This window comes from Stenotrophomonas sp. YJH_SMC_123 (genome assembly GCF_059368215.1).
On sequence record NZ_JCAFRM010000001.1, the window covers coordinates 921,588 to 936,254 of the forward strand.

Below are 14,667 nucleotides of genomic sequence, written 5' to 3' on the forward strand. Positions count from 1 at the left end.
TCATGACCGATCAGCGCGGTACGCGTGCAGGGATTGTCACGGTGCCCAATCAGGGGCTGGGCTCCGACCGCCGCGCACTTTGGCAGGTCCCATGCCTACAAAACGGGATGGGGCGACGCTCCCCCCATCAGGCCATAGGTCTAGTTCAGTATTTGTTTATGTACTGGACGCTGAGTGGAAGCCTGGACACGCCTAATCCTGGTTCAGGCCGAGCCCCACCTTCGCTGGGGTGGATCTTTGACGATAGAGGGCACTTGTTCGAATCGGGCCGGGGGCGCTATTGCATGCACCGCGCGTGATGCCCTTCGCGCATGCTACAGAGCAACTCCAGGCCTCGCAGCACCTCCGCCACGTGCGCCTGCTCTTCGCCTCGCAACCCAAGCAGCGGCCGCGGCAGGCAGTCGTAACTGCACAGGCCCATCAGTGCCGCCGCGCATGCCATGACGCGGACGCCGCCGAAGCGGTTGTACAGCGCCCAGAGCGGCGCCGCCGGATCCCGAGGGCAGAAGGAAAAGAGGGGTTGTCAGGTGTGGCGGCGGTGGACGATCGGCATTGCTTATTGCCCTGTTACAAAATTCAAGCGCTGCCGTGCAACGTGATTCGGCCGCCGGGATCGCGCACCATGGCGGCCATCCTTCCTTGCGCGCACGCCATGAGTGAGTACCTTCGCCCCGTGCAGCCTCCGCACTTCGCCGCCATCGGCGCGTGGCTGGATTCGGCCAGCGCAACCCGGCGCTGGGCCGGTGCCGGCGTGGCGTATCCGCTCGTGCCGGACGCATTCGCGCACGCACTGCAACTGCAGCAGCGCCCGGGTTGGGTGCTGCTGGATGCGCATGGCCACTGCCTTGGTTTCGGCCAGTACTGGCCAACGACCTCCGGCACGCTGCACCTGGGCCGCATCATCGTTTCGCCGCGGGCACGCGGGCGTGGACTGGGACGTGTACTGATGCAGGCGCTGATGGCGCAGGCGTTGCAGTCGCCCGGGGCGGAGCGGCTGACCCTGCGTGTCTATCGTGACAACGTCGCGGCGGTGACCCTGTACCGCGACCTGGGCTTCCAGCCGATGGAAGACGCTTCGACGCCGGAACTGCTGTTCATGCAGCACCGTGCCGGCTGAGTCGTAATCACTCAGGCAAAAAGGCATCCTGCTGCGCCTGCCATTGCTCGCGGGTGATGCGGCTGATGTGTTCGGTGCGGTAGTCGCCGAGGAAGCTGTTGAACTTGTTCACTTCGGTATGGTGATGCTGGAAACCGCATTTGCTCTGTACGCTCAGGGACTGCAGGTTGTCGGCGAAGTAGCCGCACCACAGTGCGTCCAGGCGCAGGTCGAGGAAGGCGTGCCGCATCACTTCGCGCACTGCTTCGGGTACCAGGCCGCGCCCCCAGTACGGCACGCCGATCCAGTAGGCGATCTCGCCTTCGCGCTCGCCGATCTCGAAGTTGCTGTCGGCACCGATCAGGATGCCGACGCAGCCGATGGCGTGGCCATCTTCGCGGCTCTGCAGGGCATAGACCTCCGGCCGGTTGAACACGGTGCGGATGATCTCGGTACTTTCCTCGACGCTGGTGTGGGCTGGCCATCCGGCGATGGGCCCGACGCGCAGGTCGCGGGCGTATTCGTACAGGTCGGCGGCGTCGGTGTCGCGCCAGGGGCGCAGGATCAAGCGTTCGGTATGCAGCGGCATGGCCGTTCCAGGGGCAGGGAGAGAGCGCACAGGCTAGGCCGCGTCGGGCGGAGGGCACAGGGCGGGACCTTGATGGTTTCGGTACTTTTCACAACTCCCCGGCGTTGCCCGGTATGCTGTGCGGCGGAATGCAGCCGGATCGGCCAATGGACCGCATACCCCAGCTTCTGGATCAGGACGAATCGATGCGCCTGGAGGTCAGTACGCTGGCCGAAGGGCAGGGTGTTCCGCTGTCGTTCGGGCGCGCGTATCTGGCGGTACTGGTGTGCGTGTCCGGGCGTGCGCGCTTCGCACTGAACTTCCGTGAGGTGGCGGTGCAGCGGCACGACGTGCTGGTGCTGGCCGAGGACACGCTGGCGCTGCTGCGGAAGCGATCGCGTGGCTTCCTGGCGGTGGTCTGCCTGATGCCGAAGGCGCTGGCGTCGGAGGTGGCCTACGTACTGCCCAACGCGCTGTTGAAGTTCCTGCATGAGCATCCCCATTGCGTGCCGTCGCCGCTGGAGGTGCCGCTCCTGCAGGGCTGGCTGCAGCAGCTGATGGACGCGCAGCATACTGGGGGCCGCTATCGGCACGTGATGCTGCGCAATCTACTGCAGACCTTTTTCCTGAAATTCGCCACGCTGTTGCCGGCACAGAAGGGGGCCGCAGCGTCGGTCAGCCGGCGCGAGCGCCTGGCCTGGAATTTCTGGGAACTGGTCGGCCAGCGCAGTACCCGCCAGCGCGACGTGCAGTCTTATGCCGATGCGTTGTGCATCACGCCGTTCTATCTTTCACAGCTGACCCGCGAGTGCTTCGGTGAAACACCCAAGGCGTTGATCGACCGCCAGGTGGTGCTGGAGATCAAGGCGCTGCTGAGCTACAGCGAGCTGCCGATCGGGCGCATCGCCGAGCGATTGTGCTTCGAGGATGCGTCCTACCTGTGCCGCTACTTCCGGCGGCACACCGGGCAGTCGCTGACCGGCTACCGCCGTGCGGGGCAGGGCGGCGCTGGTGGGATGCGAACAGCGGTGCCGGCACTTCGGGCAGCAGATCCTCGGTAACCCCGCCGAGCACGCGTTCGACCACGCAGTCGCGGCGGTAGGGCCCCGGCACCCGCAGATCGGCTTCGCCAGGCCTGGCGAAAGGTCAATCCTGCTTCAACAGCTCGACCAGCTGGCGCAGGCGATAGGGCTTGGGCAGGAACTCCACCTGCTCCGGCAGCGGCGGCAGCTGCGAGCGCGCATAGCCGGAGGACAGGATCATGCGTGCCTGCGGCTGTTCGCGGGCGACGTGCTCGCTCAGTTCGATGCCGGACATGCCGTTGGGCATGCTGACATCGCTGAACACCACGTCAAAACGCGCCTCGCCCTTGAGCAGCTCCGCCGCCTCGTGGCCATCGGCGGTGGTGGCGACCTCGATGCCGAAATCGCGCAGGGCCAGGCCGATCATCTCGCGCAGATCGTTCTGGTCCTCCACCATCAGTACGCGGATCGGTTCATCGGTCATGGGTTGCTTCCTCTGATGCGGGTAACAGCAGGCTTACCGTCGTGCCGACACCGGGCGTGGTGGACACATCGACGAAGCCGCCGCTCTGGGTAGTGAATCCGAACACCTGGCTCAGGCCCAGGCCGCTGCCCTTGCCGATGTCCTTGGTGGTGAAGAAGGGCTCGCTGGCGCGCTCGGCGATGTCGGCCGCCATGCCATGGCCTTCGTCACAGACGCTGAGGGTGACATAGCCGCGTTGCAGCGTAGTGTCCGCATCCGGGTCGAGCCGATGTTCCAGCGCGGTGCCGATCAGGATGCGCCCGCCATCGATGGTGGCCTCTACGGCATTTGCCACCAGGTTGGCCAGGGCAGCCTGCAGCTGCATCGCGTCGGTGCACACCTGCGGCAGGCCCGGCGTGAGGCAGGCGTCCAGCGTCACCGTGGGTGGGCAGGCGCGCTGCAGGCCCGGCAGCCATTGCTGTACCAGCGTGTTGATGTCCAGCGGTTCGCGGATCAGGGTCTGGCCCGTGCTGAAGGCCAGCAGCTGGCGGGTCAGCAGGGCGCCGCGGTCGGTGGCCGCCTGCGCAGCGTCCAGCAGCTCAGCGGCGCGTGCATCGTCACCGCGGACGCGTAGCGACAGCAGGTCCAGTGCGTTGCCGATGGTGGTCAGCAGGTTGTTGAACTCGTGCGACAGGCCGCGGCTGAGCCGGCCGACCGTCTCGAACTGCTGGGTGTTGCGCAGCGCACGCTGGGCATCGCGCAGCAGTCGCTGTGCCTGCCATTGCTCGGTGATGTCGCGGGTGATCTTGACGAAGCCAAGCAGTTCGCCCGCTTCAACGACCGGCTCGATGACCACGCTGGCGCGGAACGAGGAGCCATCGCGGCGTACCCGCCAGCCCTCGCTGGCAACATGGCCCTGCTGCGCCGCGAGGCGGAGCAGGCGCTGCGGTTCGCCGGCCTCGCGCTCGGTGGCCAGGTAGAAGCGACCGAAGTGCGTACCCACCACTTCATCGGCTGAATAGCCCTTGATACGCTCGGCGCCCGGGTTCCAGCTGCAGACGATGCCTTCAGGATCAAGCAGGTACAGCGCATGGTCGCGCACGCTGTCGATCAGCAATCGCAGTTGTCGGGAAGGGTCCGTCAGCACGGACGTCGTAGAGGCAGCTGCGTCCACGTGTAGATAAGTGTTACCCCTGTGAGGGACGTGAAGCTAGGCATTCAAGTGTGAAGGATGCGTGCACACCTGACACGTGCCATTTGTCCTGTGCGGCTGAATGCGACACGGAGTATCATCTTCCACCCTTTGCCTTCTGGAACCGACCTGCATGCGTCCTGGTGCGACTACGCGTGACCGCTGGATCTGGATGACCTCTGCCGTATTGCTGGCGGCGACCATCGCGCTGGAACTGGTGGTGCCGCTGGGATACGCGGTCTGGCTGGCCTATTTCCTGGCCGTGGGCGTCACGGTGTTCCAGCGCAGTGCGCGCGCGCCGTTCGTGGTCGCGATGATCGCCTGTGTCCTGCTGGTGATCGGCTTCAACGTGGCGCCCGCCAGCAACAACTCGTCGTTCTCGTTCGTCAACCGCACCATCGGTGGCTGCGCCTTCCTGATGATCGCGCTGATCGTCTCGCGCGCCATCCAGGCCCGCCGCCAGGCCATGCGCGCGCTCTGGCTGCAGGAGGCCGAGAACGCGGTGGCGTCGAGCCTGCGCGGTGACCTGGGGCCGGAGCAGATCGCCGAGGCGGCTGCGACGAGCCTGGCCGGGCAGCTGGACGTGGAGGTCGGTGCGGTCTATCGGCTGGAAGGCGGACGGCTGCAGCTGACCGGTGGCATGGCGCTGCCTTCGGGCGCGCCGGCCTCGCTGGCCCTGCACGAAGGGCTGGCCGGGCAGGTCGCTCGTGATGAACGGATCCGCCACCTGCATGGCGACGATGCCGCCGTGCTTGAACTGCAGACCAGCCTGGGCCGGCTGCCGGTGCGCGAGCGCATCCTGGCGCCGCTCAGCAGCGACGGTGCCGTGGTCGGCATCATCGAACTGGGCCGCGCCCGGGTCGGTGAACAGCGTGATCTGGATCGCGAGCTGCTGGAGCGCTGTGCCGAGACCATCGGCATGGCGCTGCGCGCATCGCTGTTGCGTGCGCAACTGGTGGTGCTGCTGGAAGAGTCGCAGCGCCAGGGCGAGGAGCTGCAGGCCCAGCAGGAAGAGCTGCGCGTGGCCAACGAGGAGCTGGAAGAGCAGAGCCGCAGCCTGCTGCAGTCGCAGAGCCACCTGGAAGAACAGCAGGCCGAGCTGGAACAGAGCAACGTGCAGCTGGAAGAGCGCACCCACGAGCTGGAGGCGCAGAAGCAGGCGCTGCTGGTCGCGCAGAGCCAGCTGGTGCGCAACAGCAACGAACTGGCCGCGACATCGCGCTACAAGTCCGAGTTCCTGGCCAACATGTCGCACGAACTGCGCACGCCGCTGAACAGCTCGCTGATCCTGGCCAAGCTGCTGGCCGACAACAAGGACGGCACGCTCACCGAAGAACAGGTGAAGTACGCCCGTGCGATCCTCTCGTCCAACAACGATCTGTTGGCACTGATCAACGACATCCTCGACCTGTCGCGCATCGAGGCCGGCCATGTCGAACTGTCCGATGAAGTGGTGGTGGTCGACAGCGCGCTGCAGCGCCTGCGCGAGACCTTCGAGCCGATGGCGCGGCAGAAGGGCCTGGCCCTGCAGATCGAAGCCGATGCGCTGGCACCGAGCCAGCTGGTGGTCGACAGCCAGCGGCTGCAGCAGATCCTGAAGAACCTGCTGGCCAACGCGGTGAAGTTCACCGAGCACGGAAAGGTCAGCCTGCACGTGCGTGCGGCCGGCAATGGCCGCATCCGGTTCGAGGTCTGCGACACCGGCATCGGCATCGCCCGCGAGCAGCTGGACGTCATCTTTGAAGCCTTCCGCCAGGCCGACGGCAGCACCCGCCGTCGCTACGGCGGTACCGGCCTGGGCCTGTCGATCTCGCGCGATCTGGCCGAGCGCATGGGCGGCCAGATCCAGGTCGACAGCGAGCCCGGGCGCGGCAGCTGCTTCATCCTGGAGCTGCCATTGCAGGGCGCCCCCGCGGCGAGCGCAGCCGAGGCTGCCGAGGCCCCCGTGGCAGTGCCGGCGCCGGCACGGACACCGGCCGTGCTGCCGCCGGCGCCGGTGCGCGCTGCCACTGCGTCGGCGCCGGCCACTGCGTCGGCCGGCGTGGCCGACGACCGCGGCCGCCGCCAGCGCGCCGGGCGCCTGATCCTGGCGGTCGAGGACGATGCCACGTTCGCCGAGGCACTGGTGGCCCTGGCCCATGAACTGGACTTCGACTGCGTGGTGGCGGGTACGGCGGAAGAAGCGCTGACGCTCGCCAGTGAGCTGCGTCCGAACGGCATCCTGCTTGATATCGGCCTGCCGGACGTGTCGGGCCTGAGCGTGCTGGAGCGCCTGAAGCGCAACCCCGAAACCCGGCACATCCCGGTGCATGTGGTCTCGGCAACGGACCGCAGCCAGGTGGCGCGCGAGCTGGGCGCGATCGGCTTCGCGATCAAGCCGACCACGCGCGAGCGGCTGGTGACGGCCATCGAGCAGCTGGAACAGACCAGCCAGCGCGACGTGCGGCGCCTGCTGATCGTCGAGGACGACAGCGAGCTGCGCAGCAACCTGGAACTGCTGCTGGGCCGCGACCAGCTGCAGATCGTCGCGGTGGGCACCCTGGCCGATGCACTGGAACAGCTCAGCACGGTCACGTTCGACTGCATGGTGATGGACCTGTCGCTGCCCGACGGCAGCGGCTACGACCTGCTTGAACACATGGCCGGCAACGATGAGGTCGGTTTCCCGCCGGTGATCGTCTATACCGGCCGCGCGCTCAGCCGCGAGGAAGAGCAGCGCCTGCGCCGCTATTCCAAGAGCATCATCATCAAGGGTGCGCGTTCGCCGGAACGCCTGCTGGATGAAGTGACCCTGTTCCTGCACAGCGTCGAGGCCAGCCTGCCGACCGACCAGCAGCGCCTGCTGCGCGAAGCGCGCCGTCGCGACACCGTGCTCGATGGCCGTACCGTGCTGCTGGCCGAAGACGATGTCCGCAACATCTTCGCGCTGTCCAGCGTGCTCGAACCGCTCGGCGTCACGCTGGAGATCGCGCGCAATGGCCAGGAAGCGGTGGATCGCCTGGCCGAGCGCGAGGTCGATCTGGTGCTGATGGACATCATGATGCCGGAGAAGGATGGGCTGGCCGCGATGCGCGAGATCCGCGCGCAGCGCCACCTGCAGGACCTGCCGATCATCGCGCTGACCGCCAAGGCCATGCCGGACGACCGTGAGCGATGCCTGCAGGCCGGTGCCAACGATTACATCGCCAAGCCCATCGATGTCGACAAGCTGGTCTCGCTGTGCCGTGTCTGGTGCTCGCGGCAATGAACGAGCAGGCGCTGTTCGACCTGGAACTGAAGGTGCTGCTGGAAGCGCTGTACCAGCGCTACCACTACGACTTCCGCAGCTACGCGGTATCGTCGCTGCGGCGGCGCATCCGCCAGGCCATGCAGCGCTACGAGTGCGAGCGGCTGGCCGACCTGCAGCACCGCCTGCTGCACGAGCCGGACCTGTTCGCGCAGGCGATGCAGTTCTTCACAGTGCAGGTCTCGGAGATGTTCCGTGACCCGGCCTATTTCCGTGAGCTGCGCGAGCAGGTGGTGCCGGTGCTGCGCACCTATCCCTCGGTGAAGCTGTGGGTGGCTGGCTGCAGTACGGGCGAGGAAGTGTGGTCACTGGCGATCCTGCTGCACGAGGAAGACCTGCTCGAGCGCAGCATCGTTTACGCCACCGACATCAATCCGGCAGCGCTGGCCACCGCCGAAGCCGGCGCCTATGGCATCGACCGCATGGCCCAGTTCAGCCGCAACTACCTGGCGGCCGGCGGCACCGCTTCGCTCTCCGACTACTACGCCACGGCCTACGATGGCGCGGTGTTCAACCGCCAGCTGCGCCGCAACGTGGTGTTCGCCGACCACAGCCTGGCCACCGACACCGTGTTCTCCGAAGTGCACCTGGTGTCGTGCCGCAACGTGCTGATCTATTTCAACCGCGACCTGCAGGATCGCGCGGTGGGCCTGTTCCGTGATGCGCTGGTGCATCGCGGCTTCCTTGGCCTGGGCAGCAAGGAGTCGCTGCAGTTCGGGCGCCACCACGGTGCGTTCGAGGTCTGCTCGCGCGAGCATCGCCTGTACCGGAAAGTCGCCTGATGAGCCTGCCGATACGACCGGCCGTGCTGGTGATCGGGGCCTCTGCGGGTGGGGTCGCAGCGCTGCAGACGGTGCTTGGCGCGCTGCCTGCGGCACTGCCGGCGCCGGTGCTGGCAGTGCTGCACCTGCCACGCGATCGCAGCAGCCGCATCGCCGAAGTGCTGGCGCCGTACTGCGCGCTGCCGGTGCGCGAGGCCGAAGACAAGCAGCCGCTGCAGCCTGGCACGGTGACCTTTGCGCCACCGGACTATCACCTGCTGGTGGAAGACGCCGGTTCGCTGGCGCTGTCGGTGGACGCCCCGGTGCTGTTTTCTCGCCCGGCCATCGATCCGCTGTTCGAGTCGGCGGCAGCGGTGTTCGGCGCGCAGGTGCTGGCACTGCTGCTGACCGGTGCCAGCAGTGATGGCAGCGAAGGCGTGGCCGCCGTGCGCGCCGCTGGTGGCCGCGCCTGGCTGCAATCTCCCGAGGAGGCCGAGGCATCGATGATGCCGGCCTCCGCCCTGCAGCACGCTGGCGCCGATGCCGTGCTGCCCCTTGAACTGATGTGCCGTCGCCTGAAGGAGTTGTTTGCATGAACCTGTTGCCACCGGACCCTGCGCAGTCGCAGACCCCGGTCAACCTGCTGATCGTCGATGACGTGCCGCAGAACCTGGTAGCCATGCAGGCGCTGCTGCAGCGCGAGGGCGTGAACCTGCTGCTTGCGGGCTCGGGTGCGCAGGCGCTGGAGCTGCTGCTGGAGCACGAGGTGGCGCTGGCATTGCTGGATGTGCACATGCCGGAGATCGATGGCTTCACCCTGGCCGAGCTGATGCGCGGTTCGCACCGCAGCCGCGATGTGCCGATCATCTTCCTGACCGCCTCGCCGGATGACCCGGTGCGTGCCTTCAAGGGCTACGAAACCGGTGCGGTCGATTTCCTGCACAAGCCGGTCGCACCGCAGGTGATCCTGAGCAAGGTCAACGTCTTCATCGAGCTCTACCAGCAGCGCCAGCTGCTGAAGGCGCGCAACGAGGCGCTGGAACGTTCGCTCAAGCTCAACGAGACGATGGCGGCCGTGCTCACCCATGACCTGCGCACGCCGCTGTCGGCGATCCTGCTGTGTGCCGACAAGCTGGCGCTGGAGCTTCCAGAGGACAATGCCGGTGCGCAGCAGACCCTGAAGCACCTGGAAGCCAGCACCCTGCGCATGGCGCGGATGGTCGAGCAGCTGCTGGACTTTTCGCGGATCCGCAGCGGCGGCCTGCGCCTGCAGGCAAGCGCCTGCGATCTTGCGGAAGTGACGCGTGCCGTGGTGGCCGAAGCGGGCAGCGCCCACGGCCACGCACGGGTGCATCTCGACATGCAGGGCGATACCCGCCTGCAGGGTGATCTGGATCGGCTTGGCCAGGTCGCCGCGAACCTGGTCGGCAACGCGCTTACCCATGGCAGCGAGGCGAGGGTGGAGGTGGACGGCCGCGATCCGCGCAGCGTGCTGCTGCGGGTAAGCAACGCCGGGCGGATCGACGACGCGCTGCTGCCGCGATTGTTCGAGCCGTTCAAGGCCAGTTTCCACCCCAGCAATGGCCTGGGGCTGGGCCTGTACATCGTTGATCAGTTCGTCCGCGCGCACGGCGGCCACATCGGCGCGCGCAACGAGGCGGGGCAGGTGGTGTTCGAGGCGACGCTGCCACGGCGCTCTGAAAGCCCGGCAACGGCGGCCAGCTGAATCCTTCAGCAAGCGACGCGTGGATCTGAGACGGGCTCGTCCGCAACTGCTACCGTGGCGGCAGATATTGCCAAGGAAGCACCATGCCACTGCGTGCGATCGCCTATGTCAGCCGGGCGCTGCCGGATCTCTCCGCTCGACGGCTGCAGGCGCTGGTCGACGATGCGGCCCGCTTCAACAAGATGGCCGGTGTGACCGGCGTGCTGCTGCACGACGGCGGGCGTTTCCTGCAGTACATCGAAGGGCCGCCGGATGGCATCGGTTCGGTCTACGAACGCATCCTGCAGGCCGGCAGCCATATCGACATCATTGAACTGGCGCGCGGCCGCCTGGGCCAGCGCCAGTTTCCGTACTGGTCGATGCGCGCGCTGCCGGTGGAGGAGGCGCTGTTGCGCCAGCTGTCATCCAGTGACTGGTCGGGCTTTACCCGTACGCTGCAGGGTGATCGCTCCGCGCCGACGCCGGTGGACCTGCTCGACAACGTTGTACAGCCAGCACTGCACGCCGGCTGAGCGTCAGCCCGAGGCGCCGCCGCCGCAATAGGCGGCATGCAGCGCCTGCAGCACGCCCAATGCGGGCCCTTCCTGCATGCGGTAGTGGATGGCCTGTGCTTCGCGCCGGGTCGCCACGATGTCCATATCGCGCAGCACAGCCAGGTGCTGCGACAGCGCGGACGCACTCAATCCGGTCAGCGCCTGCAGCTCCGGTACCGGCGCTTCGCCTTCGACCAGGCGGCACAGCACGCGCAAGCGGGCAGGATGGGCCAGGCGCTTGAGCAGGGCAGCGGCCTGCGCGGCGTGCTTGGCCATCGCGGCACTGTCGAGCGGGGTGCTGGGCATGGTTGACCTTTTTGTTTAGACGTGTCTAATTTAGATAAATCTAAATAAAAGGGCAATCCCATGAAGGGCGTGAATGAGGGCGGGGCATGAACCTGCCGTGGACTGCGGTAGCCGGCGGTGGGTTGATCGGCGCCGCCGCAGTGCTGTTGCTCGCCACCCTCGGGCGTGTGGCCGGTATCAGCGGGATCGCCGCAGGCAGCCTGCGCGCAGCGGAAGGCGAGCGCGGATGGCGCTGGGCCTTCCTGTCTGGCCTGCTCGCGGCGGCCGGGCTGGTGCTGTGGTGGCAGTCGCTGCCCGACGCGTTGCCGCGGGTACAGTTGCGCGATGCCTTGCCTGCCTGGCAGTTGATCGGCGCCGGCCTGCTGGTGGGCTTCGGCACCCGCTTGGGCAGTGGCTGTACCAGTGGTCACGGCGTCTGTGGCATGGCTCGCGGCTCGAAGCGCTCGCTGCTGGCGGTGCTGGTGTTCATGGCCTGCGCGATGCTGACGACGTTCCTCATCCGCCACGGCGGAGGCCCGGCATGAGCCGCGCGACAGGGGCCGCGGCAGCGGCGGGTGCGCTGTTCGGTGCGGGGCTGGCGCTTTCGGGGATGACCGACGCGCGCCGTGTGCTCGGCTTCCTCGACATTGCAGGTGATTTCGATCCCACCCTGGTGTGGGTGCTGGGCGCGGCGCTGCTGGTCAGTGCGGTCGGCCAGCGCTGGGTGCTGCGCCGCGCGCAGCCGTGGTTCGCGGTGCGCTTCCAGCTGCCCAGTGCGCGTGATGTCGATGCGCGCCTGCTCCTGGGTGCCGCTCTGTTCGGTATCGGCTGGGGATGGGCTGGCTATTGCCCGGGACCGGCCATCGCCGGGCTGGCAGTCGCATCGCGTGAAGCGCTGTGGTTCGTGCCTGCAATGCTTGCAGGTTTCTGGCTGCACGATCGGGTCGTACGCTGAGGCTTCACCCCTGTGTCACCCTGCGTGCGGTCAGATCCGGGGTTCACGGGGAAAGGAGCACAACGACATGGTACGGATGAAGTGGACGGGCAGGGCAATGCTGGCGGTCGCACTGGCCGCTGCGGTGGCACCGGCGCTGGCCTGCACGCGCGCGGTGTACCTGGGTGACAACGGTGATGTGATCACCGCACGCTCGATGGACTGGAAGGTCGACGTGGCGACCAACCTCTATGTGCTGCCGCGCGGCATCGCGCGCACCGGCCAGGCCGGACCGAAGTCGCTGGCCTGGACAGCGCGCTATGGTTCGGTGGTGGCCACCGGCTACGACGTGTCGACCACCGATGGCATGAACGAGAAGGGCCTGGTGGCCAACCTGCTGTGGCTGGTCGAATCGGAGTATCCGCAGCAGCGCGGCAACAAGCCGGGACTGGCGATCTCGCTGTGGGCGCAGTATGTGCTGGACAATTTCGCGACCGTGGATGAGGCAGTGGCGGCGCTGAAGCGCGAGCCGTACTCGATCGTCACCGACAAGGTGCCGGGCGAGGACCGCCAGGCAACGCTGCATCTGTCGCTGTCCGACGCGAGCGGCGACAGTGCCATCGTCGAGTACATCGGGGGGCGCCAGGTGATCCACCATGACCGGCGCTACCAGGTGATGACCAACTCGCCGATCTTCGAGCAGCAGCTGGCACTCAACAGCTACTGGCAGCAGATCGGTGGCACGGTGATGCTGCCAGGTACCAACCGCTCGTCCGACCGCTTCGCGCGTGCGTCGTTCTACATCAACGCCATTCCCAAGGCCGAGGACCCGGTGGAAGCGCTGGCCAGCGTGTTCAGCGTGATCCGCAATGCGTCGGTGCCGTACGGCATCACCACGCCGGGCGAGCCGAACATCTCATCGACGCGCTGGCGCACGGTGGCCGACCACAAGCGGCGGTTGTACTTCTTCGAATCGGCGCTGACCCCCAACACCTTCTGGATCGATCTGAACAAGGTCGATTTCGGCGGCCAGGTGCTCAAGCTCGACCTTGGCAAGGACCAGCGCAACACGTTCGCCGGCGATGCATTGGGTCACTTCGTACCCAGTGCACCGTTCGCCTTCCTCGGCGTGGACGGCTAGCGCGAGGCCTGGTCCGGCGCGTCCTTCGGATAGACCGCCAGCACGCTGCAGCCCGGGCGGGCGAAGCGCGGCGTGCTGGCGCGCATGTCGCCGGGGATTCCGGACGGCGTCTCCACGATGCGATCGCCCGGATTGCCACAGATCAGGCCGTTCTGGAAACCGGACTGGAATTCCACCGAGGTCGCCCCGGCCAGGATCGAGCAGCTGCCGGCCAGTTCGACGCGGTAGTAGCGATTGCCGCCATTGCGGCGCGGATTGGTCTCCACCACCACGCCTTGCGGATCCTCGTTCCAGCTGCGCACATGGCGGGTGGCGAAGCAGAACGCTGGCGAGGCCTGGAAGGTATGGCGCGGGCTGCTGCCGCCACGGCTGGGCTTGCCTGTGGCGGTCACGTTCACCGGCGGCAGGGTGGCCGCGTACAGGCGGCTGCTCTGGCGAGCGGTGCTGGCGAACTCCCGGTTGTCGATGGGGGTGACACTGCCGACGCCGCAGCGGCGGCCATCCACCATCACCTGTTCACTGGGGCGGCCGCAGGCCCAGCCCGAAGGCGCCTCCAGCCGCAGTGCGCTGGCTTCGTTGACACCCGGGCAGGCTGCGCTGAAGTCGATGCGGAAGGCCTGGCCCCTGCCGTCACGGACCGCGATGGCGGTCGGTGTCTCCTGCTCGACCTGGCGTACGTCACGTGCGTCCAGGCAGTGCGGTGCAGGTGCGATGCGCTCGGCGGCCGATGGCGCGGATGGCGCCTGGGCCAGGGCGGCCAGGGGTAAGGCGCTGGCCAGTGCCAGCGGAAGCAATCGGATCATGCTGTTCATCCTGCCATCCCTGCGTCTGTAACTGGCTGGAACATAGCATGGCCGGTGCCGGGGCCGCGTTGCAGGGAAATGCCAGCACGCGCACACTCGTCATATGGGCGCGATCTTCCACCTGCGGCACTACGGCCAGGCCACCGGCCTGGACCGTCATGACTACGCGCAGTGGGTGCTGCCGCTGCAGGGCGAACTGCAGTTCGAGATGCAAGGCCGCGGTGGTCGCCTGGACCTGCTGCAGGGGGCCTTCGTCGCGGCTGGCGAAGCACACGACCAGATGGCCGATGGCCCGAATGCTTTCGTGATCGTCGACTGCCCCCCGGGTGTGCTCGATGACGGTACCCAGGAACACCTGTGCCGCCAGCGCTGGCTGCATCTGCCACTGGCGCTGCGACAGCGCCTGGCGCAGGTGTGTGAGGGCCAGGCACTGCCGGCCCTGTTGCCGCAGCTGCTCCAGGTGTTCGCACCGGCGGGCAGTGGTGCGCGCCTGCAGGGCCTGTGCGCGGCGGTGCAGGTTGATCCGGGCCAGGCGTGGCCGGTAGCACGCATGGCCGCCTTCGTCGGTGTCAGCGAAAGCCGGTTGCATGCGCTGTTCCAGCGGGAGTTCGGGCTGAGCCCGCAGGCCTGGCTCAGTGCAAGCCGGTTGCGTTGGGCCAAGCACCAACTGCGTACCAGTGCGGCGCCGATCAGCGATATCGCGCTGGCGGCAGGCTATTCCGAGCAGAGTGCACTGACCCGTGCGCTGCGTCGTGAGTGCGGGCAGACGCCGGCCGCCTGGCGCAGGGGCGCCATCTGACCTGTAGAGCCGAGCCCACGCTCGGCTGCCCTTATCTGCACAGCGGCCAATCGCAGCC

Annotated in this window: 16 protein-coding genes; 11 read left to right on the forward strand and 5 right to left on the reverse strand. The window is 67.3% G+C overall.

The genetic code is table 11. The features are described from left to right. The first annotated feature begins 652 nt into the window (after positions 1-652). Positions 653-1,117 (forward strand): GNAT family N-acetyltransferase, encoded by a 465-nt coding sequence (locus AC5P5W_RS04350; RefSeq protein WP_197574454.1) that lies wholly within the window; start codon positions 653-655, stop codon positions 1,115-1,117. Between the two features lie 7 nt (positions 1,118-1,124). On the opposite strand, the gene AC5P5W_RS04355 is transcribed toward AC5P5W_RS04350, so the two are convergent. Then, positions 1,125-1,685 carry a GNAT family N-acetyltransferase gene (locus tag AC5P5W_RS04355; RefSeq protein WP_197574453.1) on the reverse strand — a complete coding sequence of 187 codons (561 nt, stop codon included), beginning with the start codon at positions 1,683-1,685 and terminating at the stop codon, positions 1,125-1,127. A 146-nt stretch (positions 1,686-1,831) separates the two neighbouring features. On the opposite strand from AC5P5W_RS04355, the gene AC5P5W_RS04360 reads away from it, so the two are divergent. Next, positions 1,832-2,725 (forward strand): helix-turn-helix domain-containing protein, encoded by an 894-nt coding sequence (locus AC5P5W_RS04360; RefSeq protein WP_197574452.1) that lies wholly within the window; start codon positions 1,832-1,834, stop codon positions 2,723-2,725. Positions 2,726-2,810: 85 nt separating this feature from the next. Here AC5P5W_RS04360 and AC5P5W_RS04365 read toward each other — a convergent pair whose 3' ends face one another. Then, positions 2,811-3,170, reverse strand: coding sequence for a response regulator (locus AC5P5W_RS04365; RefSeq protein WP_014646927.1), 360 nt, complete (start codon positions 3,168-3,170; stop codon positions 2,811-2,813). Beyond that, entirely contained in the window at positions 3,160-4,323 is a 1,164-nt protein-coding gene (locus tag AC5P5W_RS04370) for a two-component system sensor histidine kinase NtrB (protein WP_401730139.1), read from the reverse strand. The genes AC5P5W_RS04365 and AC5P5W_RS04370 overlap by 11 nt, the downstream gene beginning before the upstream one ends. Before the next feature lie 151 nt (positions 4,324-4,474). Between AC5P5W_RS04370 and AC5P5W_RS04375 the strand changes: the two genes are divergently transcribed. The 5 genes from AC5P5W_RS04375 to AC5P5W_RS04395 all read left to right on the forward strand — a co-directional run bounded on the left by AC5P5W_RS04375 (position 4,475) and on the right by AC5P5W_RS04395 (position 10,626). Next, positions 4,475-7,588, forward strand: a complete 3,114-nt coding sequence (locus AC5P5W_RS04375) for a response regulator (RefSeq protein ID WP_197576142.1) — start codon at positions 4,475-4,477, stop codon at positions 7,586-7,588. Then, positions 7,585-8,409, forward strand: a complete 825-nt coding sequence (locus AC5P5W_RS04380; RefSeq protein ID WP_075076806.1) for a CheR family methyltransferase — start codon at positions 7,585-7,587, stop codon at positions 8,407-8,409. Before AC5P5W_RS04375 ends, AC5P5W_RS04380 begins: the two co-directional genes overlap by 4 nt. Then, entirely contained in the window at positions 8,409-8,984 is a 576-nt protein-coding gene (locus AC5P5W_RS04385) for a chemotaxis protein CheB (protein WP_197575303.1), read from the forward strand. Before AC5P5W_RS04380 ends, AC5P5W_RS04385 begins: the two co-directional genes overlap by 1 nt. After that, the gene (locus AC5P5W_RS04390; RefSeq protein WP_032957670.1) at positions 8,981-10,114 is read left to right on the forward strand and encodes a hybrid sensor histidine kinase/response regulator; all 1,134 of its coding nucleotides are present in this window, start codon (positions 8,981-8,983) and stop codon (positions 10,112-10,114) included. The genes AC5P5W_RS04385 and AC5P5W_RS04390 overlap by 4 nt, the downstream gene beginning before the upstream one ends. 83 nt (positions 10,115-10,197) lie before the next feature. After that, a complete protein-coding gene (locus tag AC5P5W_RS04395; protein ID WP_014646933.1) occupies positions 10,198-10,626 on the forward strand; it encodes a BLUF domain-containing protein in 429 nt (142 codons plus the stop codon). A gap of 3 nt (positions 10,627-10,629) precedes the next feature. On the opposite strand, the gene AC5P5W_RS04400 is transcribed toward AC5P5W_RS04395, so the two are convergent. Then, on the reverse strand, positions 10,630-10,953 hold the full coding sequence (locus AC5P5W_RS04400) for an ArsR/SmtB family transcription factor (protein WP_049406519.1): 324 nt from the start codon (positions 10,951-10,953) through the stop codon (positions 10,630-10,632). Between the two features lie 86 nt (positions 10,954-11,039). Between AC5P5W_RS04400 and AC5P5W_RS04405 the strand changes: the two genes are divergently transcribed. The 3 genes from AC5P5W_RS04405 to AC5P5W_RS04415 all read left to right on the forward strand — a co-directional run bounded on the left by AC5P5W_RS04405 (position 11,040) and on the right by AC5P5W_RS04415 (position 13,007). Then, the gene (locus AC5P5W_RS04405; RefSeq protein WP_197575305.1) at positions 11,040-11,477 is read left to right on the forward strand and encodes a YeeE/YedE family protein; all 438 of its coding nucleotides are present in this window, start codon (positions 11,040-11,042) and stop codon (positions 11,475-11,477) included. Then, positions 11,474-11,887, forward strand: coding sequence for a DUF6691 family protein (locus tag AC5P5W_RS04410; RefSeq protein ID WP_049440814.1), 414 nt, complete (start codon positions 11,474-11,476; stop codon positions 11,885-11,887). The genes AC5P5W_RS04405 and AC5P5W_RS04410 overlap by 4 nt, the downstream gene beginning before the upstream one ends. A gap of 67 nt (positions 11,888-11,954) precedes the next feature. Then, positions 11,955-13,007, forward strand: coding sequence for a linear amide C-N hydrolase (locus AC5P5W_RS04415; protein WP_014646937.1), 1,053 nt, complete (start codon positions 11,955-11,957; stop codon positions 13,005-13,007). Here the strand turns inward: AC5P5W_RS04415 and AC5P5W_RS04420 are convergent. Continuing rightward, positions 13,004-13,810 carry a DUF6491 family protein gene (locus AC5P5W_RS04420; RefSeq protein WP_049406516.1) on the reverse strand — a complete coding sequence of 269 codons (807 nt, stop codon included), beginning with the start codon at positions 13,808-13,810 and terminating at the stop codon, positions 13,004-13,006. The genes AC5P5W_RS04415 and AC5P5W_RS04420 overlap by 4 nt on opposite strands. Positions 13,811-13,913: 103 nt before the next feature. Here AC5P5W_RS04420 and AC5P5W_RS04425 point away from each other — a divergent pair, with 103 nt between their 5' ends. Then, positions 13,914-14,609 carry a helix-turn-helix transcriptional regulator gene (locus tag AC5P5W_RS04425; protein ID WP_014646939.1) on the forward strand — a complete coding sequence of 232 codons (696 nt, stop codon included), beginning with the start codon at positions 13,914-13,916 and terminating at the stop codon, positions 14,607-14,609. Positions 14,610-14,667 lie beyond the last annotated feature (58 nt).